The 1,357-nt window shown below is 47.6% G+C and carries 1 protein-coding gene and 1 pseudogene; both read left to right on the top strand.

Annotated elements, in window-relative coordinates; all coding sequences use genetic code 11:
- Positions 1–427, top strand: a 427-nt coding sequence (locus ASC50_RS00605) for a lipocalin family protein (RefSeq protein WP_158648217.1), incomplete at its 5' end; no start/stop codon positions are given.
- A 288-nt stretch (positions 428–715) separates the two neighbouring features.
- A pseudogene (locus ASC50_RS00600) lies at positions 716–1,357 on the top strand (hypothetical protein); the annotation flags it as partial.

Raw genomic sequence — 1,357 nt, 5'->3', positions numbered from 1 at the left:
CTGGTCTCAACTGTATTGGTCGAAAGACGATTCTGAAATGAGTACTACAGAGCCAAGCGGGCTGAAGTGGTTCTTTGTTCCAACTGCCTCAACTGCCCCGTCCGTAGTTGGAACATGGGTATTGGTTCACAATGAAGGATACGACAGCTATGATGGTGATACTTGGAATAACAATTACAATGTATCGGATGCAGCTTTAACAATGACCTTTAGAAATGATGGGACGTGTTCTGAAACAGAATCCCATGGTGGGGAGCCATCTACTATCACCGGAACATGGGAGTATAGTGGAGGAAAAATCAGCAGAACAGACGATAGAGATGGGCATGTGTCAATTGTTACTGTAACGAAACTCACAGACTCCGAGCTTACCATCGTAGTAGATGATGATGGCTATCATGACCAATTGGATTTTGAGAAAAGATGAAAAAAGGCTTTAGCCTTGTACACAACTTGAAAAAACCGTCCGAGAGCGCAAACTTTCTGGCGGTTTTTGATTTTTATTTGCGGCATTTTCATTATATGACTATCCGCAATCATACCACCTGGCTCTCGCTCCTTCTCCCGCAGGGACAGCACTTTATTAACCGTAGACTTTAGTCTACGGGGTTTTTCCCTAAATATAGTGAGTGCACCTCAAGAATTTCCCGCAAAATAGGGATTGTGCGCGTTACCGGAAGCCGATACCTTTGCAGCGTCAAATTTAAAGATAAAAATGATGCGTAAAAATGGTTTTCTTATTATGGTGCTGGTGCTGCTTTTCTGCGGGAGTGGGCAGGCGCAAAAATCGAAGTTCACGATTGGGGGTTATGGCGAGGCTGTGGCTCAACGGATGTTTTACAGCGACAATGTGCAACGCTATGAATACCCCGAAAGCAATAAAGAGGCTTCACACGGGCGATTCGACCTGCCTCATGTGAATATCCAGGTGGCTTACGATTTTGGGAAAGGCTGGAAAATGGCATCTGAATTGGAATACGAACACGGCGGCACGGGTGCGACCTACGAGATTGAACGCGAAGAAACGGGCGAATACGAAAAGGAAATCGAAAAAGGCGGCGAGGTATCGCTCGAACAGTTTTGGCTCGAAAAAACATTCTCCCAACAGGCGCACCTGCGTATGGGGCATTTGGTGATACCCATTGGACTGACAAATCGCCACCATTTGCCCAACGAGTTTTTTTCCGTCCTCCGCCCCGAAGAGGAAACCGCGCTCATCCCCTGTACGTGGCACCAAAGCGGCATCAGTTTTTGGGGAAGTGCCGCAAATTGGCACTACAACGCTATACTTATCGCCGGTTTGGATGCCGAGCGGTTCAACAATGCCAACTGGATACCGGGCGGCGCGACCTCGCCC

Source organism: Candidatus Symbiothrix dinenymphae (assembly GCF_001431085.1).
This window is presented reverse-complemented; position numbering and strand designations above follow the sequence as displayed.